Origin of the sequence: Gluconobacter sp. P1D12_c, from assembly GCF_018812105.1 — a bacterium.
Classification (GTDB): domain Bacteria; phylum Pseudomonadota; class Alphaproteobacteria; order Acetobacterales; family Acetobacteraceae; genus Gluconobacter; species Gluconobacter oxydans_A.
Genome location: NZ_JACSIQ010000270.1, coordinates 1 through 537, shown reverse-complemented (window position 1 = coordinate 537; position 537 = coordinate 1). Strand labels below are relative to the sequence as shown.

Genomic DNA, 537 nt, shown 5'->3' with positions numbered 1-537 from the left:
TTCCCGAAGACTGGCAGGACAAGCCGTCAAAGCTGTCGCACAAGGATCGCCATGCGCGCTGGACGCTGAAGTTCACGAARGCGAAGCGGCARGACGATGGAACCATGCCATCCAGCGATCTGGCTATCCCATTCTTTGACTACAAGTCCCAYGTCTCCATCGACCGGAAGTTCCGGTTCATCCGCGAATGGAAGACGACAGATGCCGCCGCCAGTGATGGCGCGCGATTGAGAGAGGGGCTGCTGGATAAAGCCAATACGGCCTCGAGCGTCTGGACAGATACGGCCTACCGTTCAAAAGCCAATGAGGACTTCATGGAAAAGCAGGGCTTTGTCTCGAAGGTTCACAGGAAAAAACCGCATCTCAAGCCTATGCCCCGGCATATCCAGAGATCCAACGCAGGAAAGTCCGTGATCCGGTCGCGTGTCGAGCATGTCTTTGCCGATCAGAAATCGCAGACAGGACTGTTTGTCCGAACTGTAGGCATAACGCGGGCCAGTATGAGGGTCGGGATGGCCAATATCGTCTATAATATGC

Annotated in this window: 1 protein-coding gene; it reads left to right on the top strand. The window is 55.1% G+C overall.

The window, feature by feature from the left end; translation table 11 throughout:
* Window positions 1–537, top strand: a 537-nt coding sequence (locus KP705_RS16685) for a transposase (RefSeq protein WP_215765062.1), incomplete at both ends; no start/stop codon positions are given.